Annotated in this window: 22 protein-coding genes and 3 tRNA genes; 16 read left to right on the top strand and 9 right to left on the bottom strand. The window is 63.0% G+C overall.

Going from position 1 to position 21,957, the window contains the following annotated elements; all coding sequences use genetic code 11:
• Positions 1 to 164 precede the first annotated feature (164 nt).
• Positions 165 to 644: a GFA family protein gene (locus FZZ93_RS00125; RefSeq protein WP_149320310.1), complete on the top strand. Its 480-nt coding sequence runs from the start codon at positions 165 to 167 to the stop codon at positions 642 to 644.
• A gap of 44 nt (positions 645 to 688) precedes the next feature.
• On the opposite strand, the gene nhaD is transcribed toward FZZ93_RS00125, so the two are convergent.
• A complete protein-coding gene (nhaD, locus tag FZZ93_RS00120; protein WP_149320309.1) occupies positions 689 to 2,176 on the bottom strand; it encodes a sodium:proton antiporter NhaD in 1,488 nt (495 codons plus the stop codon).
• 215 nt (positions 2,177 to 2,391) lie between these two features.
• Between nhaD and FZZ93_RS00115 the strand changes: the two genes are divergently transcribed.
• The 6 genes from FZZ93_RS00115 (at position 2,392) to FZZ93_RS00090 (ending at position 8,599) form a co-directional block, all read left to right on the top strand.
• A complete protein-coding gene (locus FZZ93_RS00115; RefSeq protein WP_149320308.1) occupies positions 2,392 to 3,213 on the top strand; it encodes an AraC family transcriptional regulator in 822 nt (273 codons plus the stop codon).
• A 51-nt stretch (positions 3,214 to 3,264) separates the two neighbouring features.
• Positions 3,265 to 3,723, top strand: coding sequence for a carboxymuconolactone decarboxylase family protein (locus FZZ93_RS00110; RefSeq protein WP_149320307.1), 459 nt, complete (start codon positions 3,265 to 3,267; stop codon positions 3,721 to 3,723).
• A gap of 156 nt (positions 3,724 to 3,879) precedes the next feature.
• Positions 3,880 to 5,334, top strand: coding sequence for a Na+/H+ antiporter NhaC family protein (locus tag FZZ93_RS00105; protein ID WP_149320306.1), 1,455 nt, complete (start codon positions 3,880 to 3,882; stop codon positions 5,332 to 5,334).
• A 14-nt stretch (positions 5,335 to 5,348) separates the two neighbouring features.
• Positions 5,349 to 6,452: a class II histone deacetylase gene (locus FZZ93_RS00100; protein WP_149320305.1), complete on the top strand. Its 1,104-nt coding sequence runs from the start codon at positions 5,349 to 5,351 to the stop codon at positions 6,450 to 6,452.
• 58 nt (positions 6,453 to 6,510) lie between these two features.
• Entirely contained in the window at positions 6,511 to 7,314 is an 804-nt protein-coding gene (locus FZZ93_RS00095; RefSeq protein ID WP_149320304.1) for a helix-turn-helix transcriptional regulator, read from the top strand.
• An 88-nt stretch (positions 7,315 to 7,402) separates the two neighbouring features.
• Complete coding sequence (locus FZZ93_RS00090) at positions 7,403 to 8,599, top strand: methyltransferase (RefSeq protein ID WP_149320303.1); 1,197 nt, start codon at positions 7,403 to 7,405, stop codon at positions 8,597 to 8,599.
• A 45-nt stretch (positions 8,600 to 8,644) separates the two neighbouring features.
• Here FZZ93_RS00090 and FZZ93_RS00085 read toward each other — a convergent pair whose 3' ends face one another.
• A complete protein-coding gene (locus FZZ93_RS00085; protein WP_246146049.1) occupies positions 8,645 to 9,154 on the bottom strand; it encodes an aminoacyl-tRNA deacylase in 510 nt (169 codons plus the stop codon).
• A 218-nt stretch (positions 9,155 to 9,372) separates the two neighbouring features.
• Here FZZ93_RS00085 and FZZ93_RS00080 point away from each other — a divergent pair, with 218 nt between their 5' ends.
• A complete protein-coding gene (locus FZZ93_RS00080; RefSeq protein WP_149320302.1) occupies positions 9,373 to 10,713 on the top strand; it encodes a UDP-glucose dehydrogenase family protein in 1,341 nt (446 codons plus the stop codon).
• Between the two features lie 2 nt (positions 10,714 to 10,715).
• Here the strand turns inward: FZZ93_RS00080 and FZZ93_RS00075 are convergent, their stop codons facing one another.
• The 3 genes from FZZ93_RS00075 to FZZ93_RS00065 all read right to left on the bottom strand — a co-directional run bounded on the left by FZZ93_RS00075 (position 10,716) and on the right by FZZ93_RS00065 (position 14,145).
• Positions 10,716 to 11,828, bottom strand: coding sequence for a pyridoxal phosphate-dependent aminotransferase (locus FZZ93_RS00075; protein WP_149320301.1), 1,113 nt, complete (start codon positions 11,826 to 11,828; stop codon positions 10,716 to 10,718).
• A gap of 40 nt (positions 11,829 to 11,868) precedes the next feature.
• A complete protein-coding gene (locus FZZ93_RS00070; RefSeq protein ID WP_246146048.1) occupies positions 11,869 to 13,305 on the bottom strand; it encodes an FAD-binding oxidoreductase in 1,437 nt (478 codons plus the stop codon).
• Between the two features lie 231 nt (positions 13,306 to 13,536).
• Positions 13,537 to 14,145, bottom strand: a complete 609-nt coding sequence (locus FZZ93_RS00065) for a TetR/AcrR family transcriptional regulator (protein ID WP_149320300.1) — start codon at positions 14,143 to 14,145, stop codon at positions 13,537 to 13,539.
• Positions 14,146 to 14,298: 153 nt separating this feature from the next.
• Between FZZ93_RS00065 and FZZ93_RS00060 the strand changes: the two genes are divergently transcribed.
• From FZZ93_RS00060 to FZZ93_RS00045, 4 genes are all read left to right on the top strand, one after another.
• Positions 14,299 to 15,039 (top strand): 3-oxoacyl-ACP reductase family protein, encoded by a 741-nt coding sequence (locus tag FZZ93_RS00060; RefSeq protein WP_149320299.1) that lies wholly within the window; start codon positions 14,299 to 14,301, stop codon positions 15,037 to 15,039.
• Complete coding sequence (locus FZZ93_RS00055) at positions 15,036 to 15,449, top strand: nuclear transport factor 2 family protein (RefSeq protein WP_149320298.1); 414 nt, start codon at positions 15,036 to 15,038, stop codon at positions 15,447 to 15,449. Before FZZ93_RS00060 ends, FZZ93_RS00055 begins: the two co-directional genes overlap by 4 nt.
• 98 nt (positions 15,450 to 15,547) lie before the next feature.
• A complete protein-coding gene (locus tag FZZ93_RS00050; RefSeq protein ID WP_149320297.1) occupies positions 15,548 to 16,009 on the top strand; it encodes a tellurite resistance TerB family protein in 462 nt (153 codons plus the stop codon).
• A gap of 104 nt (positions 16,010 to 16,113) precedes the next feature.
• Entirely contained in the window at positions 16,114 to 17,355 is a 1,242-nt protein-coding gene (locus FZZ93_RS00045) for an NAD(P)/FAD-dependent oxidoreductase (RefSeq protein WP_149320296.1), read from the top strand.
• A 26-nt stretch (positions 17,356 to 17,381) separates the two neighbouring features.
• Here the strand turns inward: FZZ93_RS00045 and FZZ93_RS00040 are convergent, their stop codons facing one another.
• A complete protein-coding gene (locus FZZ93_RS00040) occupies positions 17,382 to 17,807 on the bottom strand; it encodes a hypothetical protein (RefSeq protein ID WP_149320295.1) in 426 nt (141 codons plus the stop codon).
• 149 nt (positions 17,808 to 17,956) lie between these two features.
• Between FZZ93_RS00040 and pyrC the strand changes: the two genes are divergently transcribed.
• A complete protein-coding gene (gene pyrC, locus FZZ93_RS00035) occupies positions 17,957 to 19,006 on the top strand; it encodes a dihydroorotase (RefSeq protein WP_149320294.1) in 1,050 nt (349 codons plus the stop codon).
• Positions 19,007 to 19,213: 207 nt separating this feature from the next.
• On the opposite strand, the gene mtnN is transcribed toward pyrC, so the two are convergent.
• From mtnN to folD, 3 genes are all read right to left on the bottom strand, one after another.
• On the bottom strand, positions 19,214 to 19,954 hold the full coding sequence (gene mtnN / locus FZZ93_RS00030) for a 5'-methylthioadenosine/S-adenosylhomocysteine nucleosidase (protein ID WP_149320293.1): 741 nt from the start codon (positions 19,952 to 19,954) through the stop codon (positions 19,214 to 19,216).
• Positions 19,955 to 20,042: 88 nt separating this feature from the next.
• A complete protein-coding gene (locus FZZ93_RS00025; RefSeq protein ID WP_149320292.1) occupies positions 20,043 to 20,507 on the bottom strand; it encodes an S-ribosylhomocysteine lyase in 465 nt (154 codons plus the stop codon).
• Positions 20,508 to 20,578: 71 nt separating this feature from the next.
• Positions 20,579 to 21,439, bottom strand: a complete 861-nt coding sequence (gene folD, locus FZZ93_RS00020) for a bifunctional methylenetetrahydrofolate dehydrogenase/methenyltetrahydrofolate cyclohydrolase FolD (protein WP_149320291.1) — start codon at positions 21,437 to 21,439, stop codon at positions 20,579 to 20,581.
• 171 nt (positions 21,440 to 21,610) lie between these two features.
• Here folD and FZZ93_RS00015 point away from each other — a divergent pair.
• The 3 genes from FZZ93_RS00015 (at position 21,611) to FZZ93_RS00005 (ending at position 21,957) form a co-directional block, all read left to right on the top strand.
• A tRNA-Pro gene (locus FZZ93_RS00015) sits at positions 21,611 to 21,687 on the top strand.
• Between the two features lie 68 nt (positions 21,688 to 21,755).
• Positions 21,756 to 21,832: transfer RNA gene (locus tag FZZ93_RS00010), tRNA-Arg, on the top strand.
• A 50-nt stretch (positions 21,833 to 21,882) separates the two neighbouring features.
• Positions 21,883 to 21,957 (top strand) — tRNA-His (locus FZZ93_RS00005).

Below are 21,957 nucleotides of genomic sequence, written 5' to 3'. Positions count from 1 at the left end.
CATCCTAGCGCGGGAAGCGTCGCTGCACACCCGCGTCCACCAACATTGGCGTTTCGGATACGGGGGAGGCGTGAGAAGTTGCTGTGGGGAGAAAGTGCCTGGTTCTGTTGCCCCCGGTTTTCTACGCTTAGTCCAGTTAACGCAAGGCGTCAGGGAGAATCATCATGTTACTCGAGGGTTCCTGTCATTGCGGAGCGGTGCAGTTTCGCGTCGTGTCGCCGCATCCCTATCCCTTCAATCGCTGCTATTGTTCGATCTGTCGCAAGACGGCCGGTGGGGGCGGTTATGCCGTCAACCTGAGTGGCGATGCGGACACCCTGGTGGTTCATGGTGCCGAGCACACGTCGATCTATCAGGCCAAGATCGACGGCCGGACGAGCCCCGGGGAGCGACATTTTTGTTCGCGGTGTGCCAGCGCGCTCTGGGTGTTCGATCCGCGCTGGCCGGAGCTCGTGCATCCCTTCGCCTCGGCCATCGACAGCGAGTTGCCAAGGCCTCCCGAGCGCGTGCACCTGATGTTGGAGAACAAGCCGGACTGGGTGGAGATCGAGCCAAAAGAGCGGGATCGCTGCTTCGCCGGCTATCCAGACGAGAGCATCGCCGAATGGCACGCACGCCTCGGGCTGGAAGAAGGTGAGGAGTGAAAGCCCGCCCGGCGGGCGCCGGGCGGGAGCAGGTCATTCGGAGCTTAGTGGAAGATGGCGAAGCTGTCAGCGTTGATCATCAGGTGGGCGATCACGCTGGCCACATAGCCCAGGGCGATGACCGGCGCCCAACGCATGTGGCTGGCAAACGTGTAGATGCCGCGCGCCTGGCCCATCAGCGCCACACCGGCAGCGGAGCCCACCGAGAGCAGGCTGCCGCCCACGCCAGCGGTGAGGGTGATCAGCAGCCAGTTGCCCATGGACATGTCGGGCTCCATGGAGATGACAGCAAACATGACCGGGATGTTGTCGACCACCGACGAGACCAGGCCCAGCACGATGTTCGCCCAGACCGGATCCCAACCCGTGTAGAGGGTCTCGGAGAGCAGAGCCAGGTAACCCATGAAGCCCAGTCCTCCAACGGACATCACCACCCCGTAGAAGAACAGCAGGGTATCCCATTCGGAGCGGGCGATTCGGGTGAAGACATCGAAGGGCACCACGCTGCCAAGTGACTCCAGCTTGCGCCAGTCGCCGCGCTGGCTGTAGCGGGTACGCTTGCGCTCCAGCGAGCGAGGCAGGCTCTGGCGCAGGTAGTAGCCGAAGAACTGCAGGAAACCGAGGCCTGTCATCATGCCGAGTGCCGGCGGCAGGTTCAGCATGGTGTGGCACAGTACCGAGATGACGATCGTCACCAGAAACAGCAGGACGATGCGCCGCGCGCCGCGCTTGAGCCAGATATGCTCCTCGAGGGCAGCAGGCTTGCGGTTCTTGATGAACAGGCTCATCACGATCGCCGGCACCAGATAGTTCACCAGCGAAGGACCGAGCAGCTTGAAGAACTCCTGGAACTCGACCAGCTTGGCCTGCCAGACCATCAGGGTCGTGATATCGCCGAAGGGGCTGAAGGCGCCGCCGGCGTTGGAAGCGATCACGACGTTGATGCAGCAGAGGTTGATGAAGCGCTTGTCGCCCTCGGCAACCTTGAGCACCACGGCACACATCAGCATGGCGGTGGTGAGGTTGTTGGCGATGGTCGAGATCCAGAAGGCGAGGATGCCGGTGATCCAGAATAGCGCCCGGTAGCTGAAGCCCTTCTCGACCAGCCAGGCGCGCAGCTTATCGAAGACGCGACGCTCTTCCATGGCATTGATGTAGGTCATGGCCACCAGCAGGAAGAGCAGCAACTCGCTGTATTCCAACAGGGTTTCGCTGAAGGCCTCTTCGGCGGGATCGGGCAGACCCGAGTGGACATAGACCCAGCCAATCATCGCCCAGATCAGGCCGGCGGCGACCAGCACCGGCTTGGACTTGCGCATGTGCAACTGCTCTTCGGCCATCACCAGCGCATAGGCGACCAGGAAGAGGGTGACGGCGATGAAGCCAGGTAGGGTAGAGGTAAGATCGAGCTCGCCGGCGGAGGCCGCCTGGGCGAGAGGACTGAACAGCAGAATCGACAGTGCGAGCACGAGAAAGCCTGGCCACCGGGCGCTGTGCCGGAGCCAGTGTGGAGAACGATGGTTTGTCAGCATGACGGAAGCATCCTGAGACGGGAGGGCGGAAGGGGCGATAAAACGAGGCGAATTCTACATGAAAGAAACAGTGTTCGTCATCTCTTGAGCCGGCTAATTACTCTCTTCGAGGAACTTTTTTTGCTGCATTGCGGCCCTGCTGCGTCTGGCATGACGGGAGGGGAGCTGAACTATACTGTCCTGCGTTGCCGAGTCACCGATATTGCGGGGTCTGAATGACGTTCCGACAGTCCGTTGATCCACGCCGGCATCGCTCCGGTCTGACGCCACTGGTCTTGCCGCGCCTGGTCATCCATCGTCTGCTGCCGGTGCCGGCCTTGCGGCCCTGGGTGGATCATTACTGGTTCGTGCAAGGCCCGCCTCCGGAGACGCCGACCCGTGACAAGCTCTACCCCGATGGCGGGATCACTCTGACGTTCAGGGGGCTCGATACCACGAGACCATCCGCCGGCTGGGACATCACACGGCGCCCGGTGGCGGCCTATACCACGACCGTGGGAGCCAGCCTGGGCATTCGCTTTCGCCCCGGTGGGGCCTTCCAGTTATTCGGTATGTCACTGGAGACGCTGAGCGATGCCGAGCAATGGGCGAGGCGGGCACCCGATGACTGGCCAGCCATACGTGATGCCTTGCCGCGCCTGTCGTTGGAGGATCGACTGGCGCGGCTCGATGCCTGGCTGCTGGCCCGGGCGGAAGCGAGTGGTCCCCGAATCGGTCATGTGCAGCGTCTTCTGCCGCTGATCGACAACGGGCGCTTCACGATCGAACGAGCAGTGGCGAATCATGGTTTGAGTCGCCGGACCCTCGAGCGAACGTTTCGCCATCAGGTCGGATTGGCGCCCGCGCAGATGGATCTGCTGCAACGCCTCAAGCATGCCAGGGCTCTGCTGTCGCGCTCCGAGCCGTCGATCAGCCAGGTCGCCCTGGCATGCGGCTTTCACGATCAGGCGCATTTTACCCATCGTTTTCGCCGCCACGGCGGAGAAACGCCGGCCGAATATCGTCGACGCAAGTTGGCGCAAATCTACAAGGCGTGACGGCGACGCCCGCGCATGCTGGGCACTCCATGTCCCGAACAGGAGTGCATCATGCAAGAGTATGTTTCTCGTGCCGACTTCTATCGTTTGCAGCCCGCTCTGGTGAAGGGGCTCCAGTCGACCCAGGAGGCTGTAGCGGCATCAGGCATCGAGCCTGGCCTGATTCATCTGGTCTTCCTGCGTGCCTCCCAGCTCAATGGCTGCGCCTTCTGCCAGCGGATGCATGCCGAAGAGGCTCGCGGCGATGGCGAACGGCAGGCACGTCTCGACGTGCTGCCGGCCTGGCGAGAGTCCCCGGGTTTCAGTGAGCGCGAACGCGCGGCGCTGGCCTGGACGGAAGCGCTCACCCTGCTGGCCGAAAGCGAGGTTGATCAGGCGCTTCGCGACCGGATGAAAGCAAGCTTCAGCCTGGAGGAGCAGTTGAGCCTCACCTCCCTGGTGGTGGTCATCAACGGCTGGAACCGCATCGTGCTGTCCTGCGGGTTCCGACCCGAGATCGACGAACGTTAATCTTCCTGCCACCGCCCGTCGAGGATGAAAAAGCCATCCGCCCGACCGGCGGGTGGTGGCTGGCAGGCATCTTCGGTTGTCCCCTTGGGGATATCGTTCCCTGCAGGCGGCAGTGCTATCAATGCCATGTCCTTCAACAACAATAAGGGGATGGCAATGGACGAATCGACGCACTATCCACGTGAACATGGCCTGGGAGCGGAGAACAGACTGCGTCGCGGCCTGGGCCTGTTGGCGATCGTAGTGGCCGCGAGTCTGAGTGGTCATCTGCTGGTTGAGGACGCGGCCTATGGCCTCTATGCGTTGCTGCCCACCCTGGTAGTGATCGGCATGGCGCTGATCACACGCCGTACTTTGGAGGCTCTACTGGCGGGCTGTCTCAGCGGCTTTTTGATCCTGTCGCCGACCACGGCGGTGCAGGACATGGCCGTGACCGGTCTCGAGGTGATGCAGAACCCCACCATGGGGTGGATCATTCTGGTCTGTGGCTTGTTGGGGAGCCTGATCGGGTTGCTGCAGTTCGCGCGTGGCACCGAGGCCTTCAGCCATAGTGCCGGTCGTTATCTCAAGAATCGTCGTACCGCAATGCTCGGGGCGACGGGCCTTGGGGCGCTGATCTTCATCGATGACTATCTGAACGCGATGACGGTTTCGGCGGCCATGAAGCGGCTGTTCGACCGTTTGAGAATCTCGCGCTCGATGCTGGCCTATATCGTCGACTCCACTGCGGCTCCGATCTGCCTGTTGATCCCCTTTTCCACCTGGGCGATCTACCTGGCGGGGCTGCTGGAAAGCCACCATTTGGCCGAGGCCGGGCAGGGGTTCAGCTATTATCTGGGGCTGGTGCCCTATCTGATCTACCCGTGGGTAGCCTTGATGCTGGTCATTTTGGTCGCCTCGGGGATCGTCCCTGCGCTTGGTCGGATGAAGGCTGCCGAGCGGGGCGAAGAGGCACGTGACGACGAATTGGCGAGCGACGATACCGAACGTCAGACCCATCGTCCGCCGCGGTTGGTGAACTTCGTCTTGCCGGTGGTTACCCTGCTGCTGGCGACCTGGTGGTTCGATATCGATGCCTTGATTGGGGTCGGCTTCGCGCTACTGGTGACATTGGGACTCTACATTGCCCAGGATATCGCACCGCTTAACCGACTGTTCGACGAGCTGTTGGCGGGATTTCAGCAGATGCTGCTGCCGTTGGGCATTGTCTTTGCTGCCTTTATTCTGCAGTCCGTCAACGAGAGCCTGGGACTTACCGAGACCCTGATTTCCTGGGTAGAGCCGGTGATGCGCGGCAGTTGGCTGCCCGGGGTGACCTTCCTGCTACTCGCTGCGCTGGCTTTCGCGACCGGCTCGTTCTGGGGCGTCTACGCTATTGCTTTTCCTATTGTTATTCCCATCGCTCAGGCTACGGACGCCTCTCTGCCGCTCACCCTGGGGGCGATGATATCTGCCGGAGCCTTTGGCTCGCATGCCTGCTTTTTCGGTGATGCGACCGTACTCAGTGCTCGTGGTTGCGGTATTTCGCCAATCCAGCATGCGCTGACTCAACTCCCGTATGTATTGCTGGCGGCACTGATCAGTGCCGTTGCCTATTTCCTGTTGGCTTGAATGAGGATGATGCGATGCGTCGTACCGGTTTTGCGTTTCACGAACACTGCATGTGGCATGACGGCGGTCCTTGCTCGGTCTTTCCTTCCTCCGGGGGGCATGTTCAGCCAGCGGGCGCTGCCGAGCACCCTGAGACCAAGCGTAGGCTGCGCAATCTGGTGGAGATGACCGGCCTGGTCGACGACCTGGTTCCCCTCAAGGGGCAGCCGGCCGATGAGGCTGATCTACTGCGCTTCCATTCTCGCCGCTATCTGGAGCAGCTTGCCGAGATGAGCGAGCAGGGGCATGGCGAGGCCGGTGAATGTGCTCCAGTGGGCCGTGACAGTTACGCGATTGCTCGGCGATCCGCTGGTCAGGCGATCGAAGCCATGCAGGCCGTACTGCGAGGCGACTGCGACAATGCCTATGCTCTGTGCCGTCCCCCGGGCCATCATGCCGAACCCGATCGTGGACGAGGCTTTTGCCTGCTGGGCAACATTCCGGTGGCGGTCATGGCCATGCAGGCACGACATCGCCTGGGCCGTGTGGTTGTGATCGATTGGGATGTGCATCATGGCAATGGCACCCAACGAGCCTTCTGGGGCACCAATGAGGTGCTGACTCTCTCACTTCATCATGACAACAACTACCCGCTGGGCAGTGGCAGCATCGAGGAGCGGGGCGAGGGGGCCGGTTATGGCTATAACCTTAACGTACCGCTGCCGGCTGGCAGCGGAATCGGTGCCTATCTCGCCTGCATGGAACGTGTGGTGTTGCCGGCGCTGACACGCTTCCAGCCGGAACTGATCGTGGTGGCTTGTGGCTATGACGCGTCGGCGATGGACCCGCTGGGGTGCATGTTGCTCAACAGCACAACCTTCGGGCGCATGACGCAGATGTTGGTAGAGGCTGCAGACGAGCTCTGTGGGGGGCGCTTGGTCATGGTGCATGAGGGCGGCTATTCCCAAGGCTATGTACCGTTCTGTGGTCATGCCGTGATACAGACGCTGGCTGGCAGCACCGTCTCGGCGAGGGATCCGTCAGCCGAGGAGATCGCCCAATGGGGGCAGCAATCCTTGCAACCTCACCAGGCAGCGTTGATTGAGCGGGCAGCTGCCATGCTCGAGTCGATCAGGTAGGCTGAGAGTTCAATAGGTCGACGGTAACGCTGGCTCACCATCCGGCGAGGGAGTGCCCATGACACCGGCCGTGCGCGATACACGACCTCCCGCAAGCCTGGCTCCGGTGGCCCGGCTGGCCGGCCAGGTGCGCTCGCCCGAATTTCTGGAAGGGCTAGGCAAGGGGCTGGAGGCCTATTTTCCCGATATCAGCCATGTGGTCTTTCACTTTCCCTGCGGTGGAAGGCCGGCCGTGCTGGCCAGTAACCTTTCGGCCGAGTTGGATCGGCGTGTGTTGATGCCATACGTCGAGCGCATGTATTTGCTCGACCCTTTCTATCGGCACTGGCAGATGGTAGCGCGAGCCGGGCTCTGGACGCTGGATGAGATCGCTCCAGCCGGTTTTCGCAACAGTGACTATTTCGCGACCTACTATCGCGATCTTGGCCTGTACGACGAGGCCGCAGCCTTCTTTCCACTGGGACAGGGCGAGTGTCTGTCGCTGTCCTTCGGTTTCTATCGCCGTCATCACGCCACCGGGCAAGCCGAACTCATGGCCACTCTAGCTTATCTGTTTCCCTTGCTGGAGGCGCTGATTCGCCAGTTCTGGCTCGCCAGCAGTCTGCATCTGCCGGCACCTCATGAGTCGCCGACATTACTCGAAAGCTTTGGGCAAGAATGTCTCAGCGAACGTGAGCGACAGGTTGCCTGGCTGATCCTGCGTGGCCATACCGGCCCGGAAATGGCCAAGGAGCTGGGAATCACCCACGGCACACTGAAGAATCATCGCAAGCGTCTCTATGCCAAGCTCAATATAGGTAGTCAGGCGGAACTCTTCCGGCAGTTCATGCTCTTCCAGCATCGTGAGACACGAATAGGATGACTGTTCGGGGTGCTCGCTAGCTGCGACGGTCGGCGTTATCCTGCCCCGTTGCGATATTCCATTCACTGCCGGTTACCGCGAGGCTGCGATGGCGCCAAGTCATGAACACCGCTTTCGGCGATTGGGTGCCGTGCTGGCCGAGTGGCAACCGGTGTGGCAGCCCTTGCCTTTCCAGCATCGCCGCTTGTCCTGGGAGTGTCGTTATCCGGCGATGGCCGAGGCGCTGAGGGCGTTGTCCGAGGACGAGGCGGAGCGGTTGCAGGCCGATCCGTTCACGGCGTCTCCCTTGTCGGGATGGTTGCCGGTGGCCGAACTGGCCGAATTGGTGCAGCTGCCCGATCTAGCCCCGCAGGGGCCGACACTGCCCGATGCCTGGGGAGCCTTCGTCGGTGGCCGCAAGTGGCGCCAGATCCAGGCCTTCGCTCCCCTGGTGACATCAGACGCCGAACTGGTGGAATGGTGTGCCGGCAAGGGGCATCTGGCGCGCGGCATGGCACGCTGGCATGGCGTTGGTGTCGAGGCTCTGGAGTGGCAGGCCGAGCTGTGTCGGTCCGGCCACGAACTGGCGCGACGTCAGGGAGTGGCGGTGCAACTGCATCAGCAGGATGTGCTGGCCGAGGGGGTCAGCCACTGGCTGACGCCGAGCACCCGGGTGATGGCGCTGCATGCCTGTGGCGACCTGCACGGTCGCCTGCTCGAGCTGGCCGCCCGGCGCGGCGCGTCGGTGACACTGGCGCCGTGCTGTTATCAGCGAACCGAGGCGGAGCGCTATCGTCCCTTGTCCGAGCAGGGGTGGCAGGACATGGCCGAGCAAGGCTGGCGACTGTGCCGCGACGACCTGGCGATGGCAGTGCAGGAAACGGTGACCGCGCCGAGCGGAGTGCGTCGTCAGCGCCGACGCGCCAATGCCTGGCGCCTGGGCTTCGATGCCTTGCAACGCGATGTCTCGGGTCGGGATGCCTATCTTCCGGTGCCGAGCCTGGCCTATGGTCGCATGCCCGATGATTTCGCCGCCTTCTGCCAATGGGCGGCCGGGCGCAAGGCCGTGGCATTGCCCGCCCATATTGACTGGGCACGTTACGAGGCCGAAGGTTTCCGGCGCCTGGATGAGGTCACCCGGCTCGAACTCGTGCGTCATGTGTTCCGGCGGCCGCTGGAAGTCTGGCTGGCGCTGGATCGCGTCAGGCTGATGGAAGAGGCCGGTTTTCAGGTCGGCTTCGGGACTTTCTGCAAGCGTGATTTGACCCCGCGTAACCTGGTGATCGAGGCAACACCGGCCGGTTGAAGGAAGGCCGGGGCGTTATGCCCCGGCCGTCGTTTCGTCCCGGATTCAGCGGGGACGACTGAAATCACCGTGCTGGCTGCCGGCCATTAGCCGGTCGAACTCTCCACCACTCATGTGCACCAGGGTTTCATGGTCGCCGGCCTCGAAGTAGACATCTGACTGTTGGCGCAGATGATCGTCGAGATAGACCTGCAGGCCATAGGCCTGTCCCACTGGAATGGCCGCCCCGGGGTCGCAGTCATCGAATTCGTGGCGCACCTCGTCCTCCGTGGCCAGTTCCAGGTCTTCATGGAAGAGTTGAGTGATCCGCTCCAGATCAGCATCACGGTCGCTGGGCAACACGGCGATGCGATAACCGGCATCGCCGTGCAGCATGACGGCCTTGGCCAGCTGGTCGCCCTCGACGTGCGAGACACGGGCGATGCGGCTGGTCGAGACCGCTCGTGGATGGGGGACCTCCTCGTAATCGATATCGCAGGCGCGGAGGTACTCCCGGATCGTCATTGTCATGGCCATGACGTCAGCTCCTTCGGCCGCCAGGGGCCGAACGATCATGCCGGGCGTCCTTGTGTGGCGTGGGTGATGTCCGTACTCATCAGCATAGCGTGCCTGTTCGGGGGCCGCGCAATTCTGGGCCTTCTCCGCAGCCCTGTTACAATGATTCCACATCGCACTGTCTGTCGTGATGATGCAAGGGCGGCGATCGGTGTCTCGTTCGTGCGCGATGAGTCATGACATTGTATTTCCCAAGGATTCTGGCGGGGTAATAGGGAATGAAGATCACCATTTTCGGTACCGGTTATGTGGGGCTTGTCACGGGCGCTTGTCTAGCCGATGTCGGACACGATGTGCTGTGCGTGGACGTTGATGCCGACAAGATCGCCCGGCTCGAGTCCGGCGAAATCCCGATCTTCGAGCCCGGTCTGGAGGAGTTGGTGAACACCAATGCCGCCGCGGGGCGGTTGTCGTTCACCACCGATGCCGTTGCAGCGGTCGAGTTTGGCACCCTGCAGTTCATTGCCGTCGGCACGCCACCCGACGAGGACGGTAGCGCCGATCTGCAGTACGTGCTGGCGGTTGCCGAGACCATCGGGCGGCACATGAACGGGTTCAAGGCCGTCGTCGACAAGTCCACGGTTCCGGTGGGAACGGCCGACCGAGTCCGAGAGACCATTGCCAATGTGCTCGAGGAGCGCGGTGAAACGCTCGACTTCGATGTTTGCTCGAACCCGGAATTCCTCAAGGAAGGCGCGGCGATCGAGGATTTCACGCATGGTGCGCGCTTCGTGGTCGGTACCGATTCCGAGCGGGTTCGTGAATTGATGCGCGAATGTTACGCGCCCTATATCCGCTTGCAGGAAAAGCTGATGTTCATGGACGTGCGTGCCGCCGAGCTCACCAAGTATGCGGCCAATGCCATGCTCGCCACCAAGATCAGTTTCATCAACGAGATCGCCAACCTGGCGGAACGCCTGGGGGCTGACGTGGAACAGGTGCGGCGTGGTATTGGCTCGGACCCGCGCATCGGTTACCACTTCATCTATCCGGGATGCGGCTATGGTGGCTCCTGCTTTCCCAAGGACGTGCGTGCACTGGCGCGCACCGCGGGAGAAGTACAGTATCAGGCGCAATTGCTGGAGGCGGTGGAGGGCGTCAATCACCGCCAGAAGCAGACCTTGTTCGAGAAGCTGGAGCGTGCCTTCGATGGTGACCTGGCCGGTCGCACCATCGCCCTGTGGGGGCTGGCCTTCAAGCCGAATACCGATGACATGCGCGATGCGCCGAGCCGTACTTTGATGGAGGCATTATGGCGTGCCGGCGCCAGGGTGCAGGCTTATGACCCCGAGGCGATGGAGGAGTGCCATCGCCTGTATGGTGATCGGGATGACCTGGCGCTGGTGGACGCGCGGGAAGCCGCGGTCGAGAACGCTGATGCGCTGGTGATCTGTACCGAATGGAAGGTTTTCCGCATGGTGGATTTTGGCTGGCTGAAGCAGCAGCTCGGCCTGCCGGTGATTGTCGACGGCCGCAATCTCTATGATCCCGAGACGGTGCGCAAGGCAGGGTTGCTGTACTTTGCCGTGGGGCGCGGTGACTCCTTGCGGCGCCCCTGACTTCAAGCCGTGTCTTCCCGGATGGCCTGTTCCAGCGTGTCCAGGCGTCCGGGAACCATGGCATCTTCCACTGCGGTGATGCGCAGTACATGGCCCAGATCCGGGTGCGCGGGGCGGGCGATGAGCTTGCCTTCCTCGAGCAGCTCGGCATGCACGCGTTTGGCCAGTTCGGGGCTACCCAGGCGGATGCCGATGAAGTTGGTGGCGCTCGGCAGGACATCGGCGCCCAGTTGCCGGAAATGAGCGCTGAGGCGCCGTCGACGGTCGATGACGTTGGCGATGTGCTGCCGGGTCTCGTCGGGGTGATCGAGCACCACCTCGGCGGCGGCCTGGGTCAGGGTCGAGACGGCATAGTGGATGCGCACCTTCATCAGCATCGCCAGGGTCGTGGGTTCGGCGATGGCGTAGCCGATACGCAGCCCGGCCATGCCGTGGGCCTTGGAGAGCGTCCGGCAGCGAATCACGCCCGGCAGTACTTCCGAGGCGAAGGGTGTGTCGGCATCGTCGCGGAAATCGTGGTAGGCCTCGTCGAGCAGTAGCCAGCAGTCATCGGGCAGGGCGTCGCGCAAGCGGCGCACGGCGTCGTCGTCGTGCAGGTGCCCGGTGGGATTGTCGGGATTGGCCAGATACACCAGGCGCGCCTTTTCTTCATGTGCAGCACGTGCGAGAGCGTCCAGGTCGGGCGCGAGTCGATCGCTACCTTCGTCATAGGCGACCTCGATCAGACGGCAGCCCTGCCCACGGGCGAAATAGCCGAAGGTCGGGTAAGTGCCCGCCGAGGCGATCACGCTGGCCTCGGAGGGGGCCACGGCGCGCAACACCAGGGCCAGCAGGCTGTCGGCGCCGGCATCCACCAGCAGGGCCTCCACGGGAATGCCTTGCTGACGGGACAGGCGTTCGCGAATACCCTGCGCCTCGGCGTCGCCATAACAGTAGGCATGTTCGGCCATGGCATCGCCGAAATGTCGGCGCAGGGCCGAGTGCGGCATATCCAGGCCCTCGTTGGATCCCAGGCGGTGGGGGATTTCACGGCCGATGCGGCGCTGGAGGACCCAGATGCCGGGGAAGGGGTTGTCCGGGCCCGGGCGGTAGAGGTGGTCGGCGAAGCGGGGCATGACATCTCCCTTGGTGAAAGTGAAGGGCAAAGGCGGATGATCAGTGCTCGTCCTGAGCGGCGCAGGTGACGACCTTGTGGCGATTGAGCAGGCCATGCGGGTCCAGGGCCTGCTTGAGGGTCACCATCAGGGCGAGCTCGTCCGGAGAGCGCGAGATCGGCAGCCAGTTGCGCTTTTCCAGGCCGATGCCGTGCTCCGCCGAGATTGATCCGTCGAGTTCGGCCAGCGGCGCGTAGACGCAACTTTCCACCCGGTGTCGAGTGTCGGCGTCGTTGCTGCCGACGCTGGCCATGAGATGCAGGTTACCGTCGCCCAGGTGGCCGAACACCGAGAGACGTCCCTGCGGCCATTGCTCTTGCAGCGTCGTTTCCACTCGCTCGACATAGCTTGCCATGTCACCGATTGGCAGGCTGACATCGAAGGTCATCAAGGGGGAGAGGAGATGGACCAGCCCCTCGATGTCCTCGCGGATGGCCCACAGGCCGTCACGCTGGGCATCGGACTGAGCAATCGCGGCATCCGCCAGCAGGCCCTCCTCGAAGGCCGACTCGAGGGCCTGGTCGAAACGTGCCCCATGGCGGTCGGCATCGATGGCCTGGGATTCGATGATGACATAGAAGGGCGACTCGGTGCCCACGGGTGGTGCATGGCGGCCGCTGACGTCGGTGAGCAGCCGATAGTGGTTGCGCCACATGGCCTCGAAGGCGCTGAGTTCGCCGCCGAGGGTCTGGCGCATGTGGGTGAGCAGTCCGGTCATGGCATCGAAGGAGGGGCAGGCGACCAGGGCGGTGCGGGTGTCGGGCATGGCGGGCTGGAGGCGAAGCACCGCCCGCGTAACGATCCCCAGGGTACCTTCGCTGCCGATGAACAGTTGCTTGAGGTCATAGCCGGCGTTGTTCTTGAGCATCGGGCTCATGGAACTGATGATTCGACCGTCGGCCAGTACCGCTTCCAGCCCCAGCACCTGCTGACGCATCATGCCGTAGCGGATCACCCGATTGCCGCCGGCGTTGGTGGCAATATTGCCGCCGATGGTGCAGCTCCCGCGCGCTCCCAGATCGAGGGCGAACTGCAGCCCGACCGCTTCGGCCGCCTCCTGTACCTTCTGCAATGGCGCGCCGGCCTGAACGGTGATGGTGGCGCCGACCGGGTCGATGGCCTCGATGGCATCGAGACGTTCCAGCGAGATCACCAGTTCCTCGGGCGAGGCCTCGGTGCCGTGTACCAGGCCGGTCAATCCGCCGTGCGTTACCACCGGCTGGCGGGCTGCGTGGCACAGGCGCAGTGTCTCGGCCAGCTCATCGGGCGTGCCGGGGCGCACGATGGCAGCGGCGTGGCAGGGCGTACCGGTCAGCCAGTCGACGGACCGAGCGGCGACGTCATCGCCGGTGAGTATGGCACCGGCGCCGAGTCGCTCGCACAGCTGGTCGAGCAGTGTGGAGAGAGAGGCCGAGGGCTGGGATTGCATTGTGTCCATGTCGATTCCGTGTTGTCCGTCGGGCCGTCAGAGTTGCGCAACTGAGCGCGAGCCCTGGGTTTATGCGCACAGGATCCGCGAGGCCGGAGAAAGAGAGTGTCGGCGCGTCCCTGTTCAACAATGCGTCCGTGTTGCATGACGTTCAAGTGATTGATGGACGGTGATGGCAGGAAAGGAATTGAAGGATACCCATGATGCAGAGAAAGATAGGCTGGAGCGCTGAATCTTCTGTCAGGAAGCACGCGTCAAGTTGTCCCAGGCGCTCATGGCGCAGTCAGCGACACTGAGCAGTTCTTCCCGCGAAGCGCCGTCCCGGGCCTGGATCGACATGCCGTGCTGCACGGTCGAGTAGAAGGTGGCGATGGCATGGCAGTCCGTGTCGCTGGGCAGCTCACCCTCGTCGATGGCGCGGCGCAGACGCTGTTCCAGGCAGTTCCGGTTGCCGCGTCGGTGCTGTTCCAGTTCGTCGCTGATCGATGGGTTGGAGCCCTGAGCCTGGGGTGATGCGAGCACGATCATGCAGCCCCGTGACCGGTCGTGGCAGGTAAAGGCCCGGGCGGTGGCATACAGAATATGGGCGATGGCGTCTCGCGCGGTCGCCAGGCTGTCGACGGGATCCCAGATGCCTCCGCCGGCAGTCTTCACGTAGAGCGCCATGGCCTCCTGGAACAGGGCTTCCTTGCTGCCGAAGGCGGCATACAGGCTGGGGGAGTTGATGCCCATGGCGCGAGTCAGCTCACCCAGGGAGGCGTTGTCGAAGCCTCGTTCCCAGAACACTTCCATGGCCCTTGTCAGGGCCGCTTCCCTGTCGAAGCCGCGTGGCCTGCCGCGTGTTGCCATATCGGCCTCCCTTTGTGTGTCATTCGATACAAAAATATCTTGACAGGGTCGAGATTGTCCAGCCATGGTTGTTTTTGTATTGATCAATACATAAATATCTTGATCCATCGAATGCAAGAAACGACGAACGCAAGAAACGACGGGAGCCGCAACATGACTCAGCTGACAGGCAAGGTAGCGTTGGTAACGGGAGGCAGCCGGGGTATCGGTGCCGCGGTGGCGAAACGGCTGGCCAGTGATGGCGCGGCGGTGGCCGTGACCTATGCCGGTAGCGAAGACAAGGCACAAGCCATGGTGTCGGACATCGAGCAGGCGGGTGGTCGCGCCATGGCCATCCAGGCCGACAGCCGCGACGACCAGGCTGTCGAGGACGCGGTGGAGCGCGTGGTGTCGAGCCTCGGAGGACTCGATATTCTCGTCAACAACGCCGGGGTATTCTTGACCGGGGATATCGCCGAGCTGGGGCGTGACGATCTCGATCGCACCCTGACCACCAATCTGCGTGCGCCCTTCGTGGCCATTCAGGCGGCGGCGCGTCGCATGCGCGACGAGGGGCGTATCGTGTCGATCGGCAGCAACCTCGGGCCACGCGTTCCCTGGCCGGGACTCAGTCTTTACGCGATGAGCAAGACCGGCCTGATCGGACTCACCAAGGGGGCGGCACGGGATCTGGGACCTCGCGGAATCACCGTCAATGTCGTGCATCCGGGATCCACGAATACCGACATGAATCCTGCCGATGGAGAATTATCGGATCTGCAGCGCGGCGTCATGGCGATCCCCCGCTACAACGAAGCCGATGACGTGGCGAACCTGGTGCGCTGGCTGGTAGGCCCCGAGGGCCGTTCGGTGAGCGGGGCGGAATTCACCATCGATGGAGGGGCCAATGCATGAATTCACGACGTGATATCGTGCAGGATTACTTCCGGCGGGTAGATGCCGGTGACCCTTCGGTGACGGCGCTGTTCACCGAGAACGTCAGCTTCTATTTTCCCAAGTTCGGGCCGGCATCGGGGAAGACCGCGCTGATCGAGTTCGAGGAGCGCATCCGCCGCGAGGTGCCCGAACTGGTCCATGACATCGATGCCTTTCGCTATATCGTCGATAAGGATCACGTCGTGGTGGAAGGAACCGAGTCCGGGCGTCTTCGGGATGGCACGACATGGCCCGACGGCGAGATCTCCCAGGGGCGCTTCTGCAGTGTCTTCGCCTTCGAGGGCGACTTGATCCGTCGCATGCATATCTATGTCGACCCCGATTTCGGCAACGCCGATCAGGCTCGGTTGAAGACCTTGCGAGCCTAAACCGGACGGGGGAACATCCGCTCGATGCTGCGGTCGACCCCAACATGAACTCCCGGCCGGCATGCCGGGGCAACAGCAAGATATCAGAGGAGATTGCCATGCTGGCGTCGCTACAACGCTGGATCAACGACATGACGGCGACGTCGGAGACGCGGGAGCCGCCGACACTGGCCCTGGCCTCGGCGGTGCTGTTGTGCGAGGTGATACGTGCGGATTATCGCCTCGAGCCAGCCGAGCTCGATGCCCTGCGCAATGAACTCGAGCAACGTTTCGGTCTTGATGACGAAGCGCTTGCCGAGTTGATGGACCTGGCCCAGCACGAGGCCGAGACGGCGGTGGATCATCACCGTTTTGTTCGGCTGGTGCGTGATGAATGCGATTACGATGCGCGGGTCGAGCTGGTAAGGGCAATGTGGGCGCTGGCCTACTCCGATGGGAAGAAGGATGCGCTGGAGGAACATCGCATCCGTCGCTTGGCAGAACTCCTGCATGTCAGCCATTCGGACTTCGTGCGTACTCGCTTGCTGGAAGAGCAGCGAGCCGAGGGTACGACCGACTGAGACGGCTCGATCGACACCGTCCTGATAGAATCGTTGCGCGGCCCTGTTGAGCCGTAGCCGCCTGCGTTGGGCGGCCCGATCCATGGCGGAAAAAGGAGAGTCGGATGGCGCGCGAAATCATTGTTCTGGGAGCCGGCATGGTCGGAGTGTCGGTGGCCTGGCATCTGGCTCGGCGAGGTCACGATGTCGCGCTGGTAGATCGGCGCGAGCCCGGGCGCGAGACGTCCTTTGGCAATGCCGGGTTGATCCAGCGCGAGGCGGTGCGTCCCTATCCTTTCCCCCGCGATCTGGCCACCCTGGCGCGGGTACTGCCCAATCGTGAAGTCGATATTCGCTATCGTCCGGGCGGCATGCTGCGAGCCGCGGGCCCGTTGCTGCAGTACTGGCGGAATTCCGCCCCGAGCCGTTATCGCCACCTTGTCCCGGAATATGCCGCCCTGATTCGCCTCTGCCTCGACGCCCACGGACCCATGATCGAGGCCGCCGGGGCCGAGTCGCTGGTTCGTCACGATGGCTGGCTGGAGGTCTATCGCAATGCTGGCAAGCTGGCGGCGCGGCTCGAGGATGCCGAGGAAAACGATGCGCGTTTCGGAGTTCGGTACCGGCGGCTGGCGCCCGAGGATCTGGCTGCCATGGAACCCAGCCTGTCGGGTGATCTGGCGGGGGCGGTGCACTGGCAGGATTCCTGGTCGGTGGCCGACCCGGGCGCCCTGGTGCAGGCCTATGCGCGTGCCTTTGAGGCTGAGGGCGGTCGTGTGCTGCGCGGCGAGGTGAATGATGTGGTGCAGGACAGCGAAGGATGGCGTGTCGAGATCGACGGTCAGACACGGCAGGCGGCAGATGTCGTGTTGGCCATGGGGCCCTGGTCGCGCACTTGGCTCGAGCGCCTGGGCCTGTCGGTGCCGATGTTCGTCAAGCGCGGCTATCACATGCACTACGGCAGCGCCGACGGGGCGCACCTGAACCACTGGGTGATGGATGCCGAGGTGGGCTATCTACTGGCGCCGATGCGGGCCGGCATTCGCCTGACCACGGGCGCCGAGCTGGAGCGGCTCGAGGCGCCGGCCCACCACCAGCAGCTGGCGGCAGCCGAGGCTCGGGCCAGGGAGCTCTACCCCCTCGGCGAGCGGCTCGAGTCGACGCCCTGGAAGGGCGCCCGGCCGTGCATGCCCGACATGAAGCCGGTCATCGGCCCGGCGCCGGGCCGTCGAGGGCTATGGTGCGCCTTCGGCCATGGCCATCAAGGCTTTACGCTCGGGCCCGCTACTGGGCGGTTGCTGGCGCAGATGATGGAAGGAGAGGCGACGGAGATCGATATGGCGCCGTATCGTTTCGAGCGCTTCTGAGGACCGACGAGAACGGTCGTTGGCGTTCAGCGCCGGTTCTTGCGCCGTTCGGTGATCGTGTGGATCAGCAGCTTGATGGCAAGCGTGAAGATGAACACCAGCCAGCCGGCGGTGGCCATGACGTTGAACAGCAGCATCTTCTGTTCGCCGTTCAAAGGCGTGATCAGTTGCTCGAGCCCGATGGCCAGGAAAAAGGCCAGGACCAGCGGCAGGGCGAGGATGTGCATCCACATCTCGGTTCGGCGCTTGCGAACATGGTAGCGTCTCAGCATCACCCGGGTGGGGCGGTGCACGAAGCTGGTCAGAATCAGGCTGCCGGTCAGCAGCATTGCGGCGAGCGAGGGCTCGATATTGCCGATATGCACCGAGTAGCTGACCGACCAGTAGACCATCAACCACATGAGGCCGGCCAGGATGGCGACGAGATCGGCGTAATGGCGTACCTTCGGCATGGTGTCCTCGTGGCTGTTCTCAGCCGGGGATGATACGTCAAATTCGCGTGGCGTGAAGGACTTTCTGTGGATCGAGCGGGGCGCTGAGGCGTGTGTCACATTGCGGTATACTGTTGGACTGCCAACCCACGCCAAGAACAGGATACGCCGTGAACTCGATGACCCTGACCCGCCCGGATGACTGGCACCTGCACCTGCGCGACGGAGCGGCGCTGCCAGCAGTGGTGCCCGCCAGTGCCCGTCAGATGGGCCGCGCCATCATCATGCCCAACCTGAAGCCGCCGGTGACGACCACGGAGCAGGCCCTCGACTATCGGCAGCGCATCCTGGCGGCGGTTCCTGAGGGAGAGGGCTTCGAGCCCTTGATGACGCTCTATCTCACCGATCGTACCAGCGCCGAGGAAATCGAACGTGCCCATGCCAGTGGCCTGGTGCATGCCGTCAAGCTCTATCCCGCCGGCGCCACCACCAATTCAGCCGCCGGTGTAACCGACCTGGCTCATTGCGACGCGGCCATTGCCGCCATGGCTCGCCTCGGCATGCCGTTGCTGGTGCATGGCGAGGTGACCGATGCCGATATCGACATCTTCGACCGCGAGGCGGTGTTCATCGAGCGCGTCATGAAGCCCCTGCTGGATCGTCACCCGGCGCTACGCGTGGTGTTCGAGCATATCACCACCGCCGACGCCGCGGCCTTCGTCACCGCCGCGCCGGACAACGTGGCTGCCACCATCACCGCCCATCACCTGCTGTTCAATCGCAACCACATGCTGGTCGGCGGCATTCGTCCCCACTATTACTGCCTGCCGATCCTCAAGCGTGAACGGCACCGCCAGGCGCTGGTAGAGGCCGCCACTTCCGGTAGTGGCAAGTTTTTCCTGGGCACCGACAGTGCTCCCCATGCCAAGGGTGACAAGGAGAGCGACTGCGGCTGTGCCGGCGCCTACACGGCGCCTGTGGCCCTCGAGTTGTATGCTACTGCCTTCGAACAGGCCGGGGCCCTCGATCGACTGGAAACCTTTACCAGCCATGCCGGGCCGGACTTCTATGGACTGGCGCGCAACACCGATACCGTCACCCTGGTGCGTGAGCCCTGGACGGTGCCGGAAACGCTGCCGTACATGGACGGGCAGGACATCGTGCCGTTGCGGGGAGGGGAGGTGTTGGAGTGGCGAATGCGTCAGGGAAACACTGCTTAAATACCTGCGCGTGCAAATCGCTGTGTTGCGCGCTGCTCGAAAGCTCGCCTAACTAACTGTTATGTCTCGCTTCCTGCGCTCCGTGCGCCTAGCGCTTCACTACGCTCGGAGATTTCTTCAGCGTTTCCTCAGTCTGCCGGTACAGCCTAAAACAACATCGCCCGGCGTAGGCCGGGCGATGTTGGCTGCGAGATGTGATGTTCGGGATCACGACTCGGCGGTGGCGTCTTCCACAACGACAGCTTCGCTCGCCAGACGCTCGACCATGGCGCTGACCATGCGCGTCGAGTGATCGGCGGCCTTGACCAGGAATTCCTCGAAGGAGAGGTGATTGTCGCCGCCGCCGGCGATATCGGAAAGGGCGCGAATCACCACGAAGGGGCAGCCATAGAGGTGACAGGTCTGGGCAATGGCGGCCGCTTCCATCTCGGCGGCGAGCATGGTGGGGAAGCGGGAGCGGGTCTGCTCCACCAGTTCCGGGCAGGCCATGAAGACATCGCCGGTGGCGATCAGCCCCTCGACCACATTGACCTCGTTCATGGTCTCGACGCTCTGGCGTGCGACCCGTACCAGGCGCTCGTCGGGCAGGTAGGCGGCCGGCATCTGTGGCACCTGGCCGTGCTCGTAGCCGAATACCACGGCATCCACGTCGTGATGACGCACCTCGCTGGAAACCACCACGTCACCGATCTCGAGCCCTTCGCCGAAACCGCCGGCCGACCCCGTGTTGATGATCGCCTCGGGCTGATACATGTCGAGCAGCAGGGTGGTGCCGACGGCGGCGTTCACCTTGCCGATGCCCGACTGCAGGATCACGACCTCTACACCCTGCAGCCGGCCGCAATGGAAAGTGCTGCCGACATGGTGGCGTGTCTCGCGATCTTCCAGCATGGCCGCCAGTTGCGCGACTTCCTGGGACATGGCGCCAATGATACCGATGCGTTTCATGAAACGAGCTTCTCCGGAGCTGTAAACGAGGACTTCGAGGTGATTTTTAACGCCGTATTGCCGAGCTGAGCCACTTTTCAACCAGGCTTTAGGCGAACACCTGGGTCCACTCGTCACGCTTGGCCAGCAGGTCGCGGGCAAGATCCTTGGCGCCTTCCAGGCTGTGACTGGCGGCCCAGCCGCACTGCATCTCGTTGCAGGCCGGCACTTCATCGGCCTCGAGTACGTCTTTCAGGGTACCTTCGAGCAGCGCGAGTACGCCGTCGTAGTCATCATGGTTGATCATGGCGACATAGAAGCCCGTCTGGCAGCCCATCGGGCTGATATCGACGACCTGCTCGGAGTGATTGCGGGAAAGTTCCGCCATCAGGTGCTCGAGGGAATGCAGCGCCGGCATCTCCATGTGCGCCTTGTTGGGCTGGCAGATGCGCAGGTCGTACTTGTGGATGGTGTCGCCATGCAGGCCGGTCTTGATGTCGGCCAGGCGGACATAGGGCGCCTTCACCTTGGTGTGGTCGAGGTTGAAGCTTTCGACATTCATCTTGTCGCTCATCGAGACGCCTCGCGAGTCAGAAAATTAGGCGGCACATTTTAACCGAGTCGCGAGGTTCTTGCACGTTGCGGTCATGCCATGGCGTCGTGCATCTCGGCAGCCAGCAGGGTGTTCTCGAGCAGGGAGGCGACGGTCATCGGCCCGACGCCGCCGGGCACCGGCGTGATGTGGCTGGCCCGGGCTGCGGCCGGCTCGAATTCCACGTCACCGATCAGCCGACCATCCTCCTGACGGTTTATGCCCACATCGATGACGATGGCGTCGTCGCGAACCCACTCGCCCTTGACCAGGCCGGGCACGCCCACCGCGACCACCAGGAGTTCGGCGCGTCGCACGTGGGCTTCGAGGTCTCGAGTAAAGCGATGGCAGACGGTGGTGGTGCAGCCGGCCAGCATCAGCTCGAGCGACATGGGGCGACCGACGATATTGGAGGCACCGACCACGGTAGCGTCCAGGCCGCGAATCTTGAGATCGCTTTCCTGCAGCAGGGTGATCACTCCCTTGGGCGTGCAGGGGCGCAGTAGTGGCAGGCGCTGGGCGAGCCGTCCCAGGTTGTAGGGGTGAAAACCGTCGACGTCCTTGTGCGGATGAATGCGCTCGAGAATGGGGCGCGAGTCGAGATGTTCGGGCAGGGGAAGCTGGACCAGAATGCCGTCGATAGCGGTGTCGGCATTCAGCTCATCGACCAGCGCCTCCAGGTCTTTTTGAGAGGTATCGGCAGGCAGTTGATGCATGACCGAGGCGATGCCGGCCTCTTCGCAGGCGCGCCGCTTGTGGCGCACATAGACATGAGAGGCGGGGTCCTCACCCACGAGAACGACGGCGAGTCCGGGATTGCGTGCGCCGGCCTTGCGGCGTGCCTGCACCTGGCGAGCAACCTGCTGGCGAACGCGGGCGGCAATGGACTTGCCATCGATCAGTTGGGCGGTCATCGAGCTTCCCTCTGGTGGTCGGATGGGAGAAGGAAGGGATTTTCGCATGATGGAGCGTTCAGGCAAAGCGGCGGCAATGAGGCTTTCGACTTGACGGAGAAGGAAAGTTCCGTAGAATACGCAGCGCTTGACGAGGCCTCTGCGGCGACGTCAGGGCCGTGCAAGAGCCGGCGGGGTGTAGCGCAGTTTGGTAGCGCGCCTGCTTTGGGAGCAGGATGTCGGGGGTTCGAATCCCTCCACCCCGACCACAAGTTATTGAATGATCAGTAAGATTTTTCGTCAGTGGCTTGCGGGAAGGCGCTTGGGAACGTAGAATGCGCCCATAGCTCAACCGGATAGAGCAACGGCCTTCTAAGCCGTAGGTTGCAGGTTCGAGTCCTGCTGGGCGCGCCATATATGGTTCCCGTCTGGCGGAGCGAAGCGGTCGAGCAGTGTCGTCCATGGTGGATGTAGCTCAGTGGTAGAGCCCCGGATTGTGGCTCCGGTGGTCGTGGGTTCGATCCCCATCATCCACCCCA

The sequence above is a fragment of the Halomonas eurihalina genome (genome assembly GCF_008274785.1).
GTDB lineage: Bacteria > Pseudomonadota > Gammaproteobacteria > Pseudomonadales > Halomonadaceae > Halomonas > Halomonas eurihalina.
This window is presented reverse-complemented; position numbering and strand designations above follow the sequence as displayed.